The 903-nt window shown below is 56.5% G+C and carries 1 protein-coding gene; it reads right to left on the reverse strand.

Features of this window, described 5'->3' with window-relative positions:
* A partial coding sequence (locus HVA01_RS17335; RefSeq protein WP_146876708.1) for an IS30 family transposase occupies positions 1-803 on the reverse strand: 803 nt, incomplete at its 3' end.
* Positions 804-903 lie beyond the last annotated feature (100 nt).

Here is a 903-nt window from a genome sequence, read left to right on the forward strand (position 1 = left end):
TTCGTATTTTCATTGGTCCCACGCTGGCCGGAACAGTAAGGATCGCAGAAGTAAATCGAGGCGGTCACCGCCTTGGCCACTGCCTCGTGGTTGGCGAACTCTGAGCCGTTGTCCAGCGTCACGGTTTTGACAGCGCCACGCCGCGGCGTCAGCAGTCGGATCATGGCCTTCTGTGTCAGCTCGGCAGTGATATGGGATAGCCGGGCTGCCAGTAGGTAGCCACTGCGGCGCTCAACAAGGGTGACTAATCCTGACTGCTTGTGCCCCTTGAGCACCGTGTCGCCTTCCCAATGGCCAATCGTGAGCCGATCATCCACATCAGTGGGGCGATGTTCGATACCGACCCGATTAGGGATTTTACCGAGGCCAGCGCTCTTAGCATGAGCACGGTGTTTGCTGCGCCGCTTAGGCTGACGAAGATGGCGCCAGAGATCGCCACCATGCCTCTTATCATCCCAGATCAAGGAATAGATCCACTGGTGGCTGACGCCGATGCCGATCAAAGGCGCCATGAAGCCGCTAATTTGCTCTGGGCTCCACTCCTCACGCAGTTGCTGGGCGACGATGTTAATCATGCTGGGGAGTCGCTTTGTCCACTTCAATGCGGTACGCCGGCGGTTATTGCTACGGTGCTGAGCCAGCTCAGGTTCATAATCTTTGTCTGTCGCATTACGACGCAACTCACGGCTTATCGTGCTGTTATGAATGCCAAGGTTTTTAGCGGCCTGTCGCTGGCTCATCCCTACCCCAATACAAGCGTGAATCTGGTATCGTTGGGTCTGGGTCAGTTGTCGGTATCCCATGCTCTGCTTCACTTTGGTCGGTAAAGCAGGGAGGGTACCGGCGCTGGCCCTCCTGCTTCTACCGGGTGGTCCAAAGTGCTGCGGTTATTCTATGAATCCA

Source organism: Halovibrio variabilis (genome assembly GCF_007991175.1).
Classification (GTDB): Bacteria; Pseudomonadota; Gammaproteobacteria; order Pseudomonadales; family Halomonadaceae; genus Vreelandella; species Vreelandella variabilis.